Raw genomic sequence first — 223 nt, 5'->3', positions numbered from 1 at the left:
CGCGCTCCGACAGGGCGAAACTGGTAGCGACGCCCCTGGTCATCTCGCCCAGATAGAGCTGCTTCTGGTCCTCGCGGCCTGCGAGCAGAACCGGGAAGGCTCCGAGCTGATCTGCGCATAGGATGGCGGCCGTGGACGAGCAGCCCGACCCGACGCGCTCGACCACTGCGACCGTCGATGTCAGGCTCGCGCCCTCGCCGCCGTAAGCCTTCGGAATGAAGAG

Annotated in this window: 1 protein-coding gene; it reads right to left on the bottom strand. The window is 67.3% G+C overall.

The window, feature by feature from the left end; genetic code table 11:
• Positions 1-223, bottom strand: a 223-nt coding sequence (locus E4K09_RS18165) for an acyl-CoA dehydrogenase family protein (protein ID WP_193557313.1), incomplete at both ends; no start/stop codon positions are given.

The organism is Microvirga pakistanensis, assembly GCF_004458765.1.
GTDB lineage: Bacteria > Pseudomonadota > Alphaproteobacteria > Rhizobiales > Beijerinckiaceae > Microvirga > Microvirga pakistanensis.
This window is presented reverse-complemented; position numbering and strand designations above follow the sequence as displayed.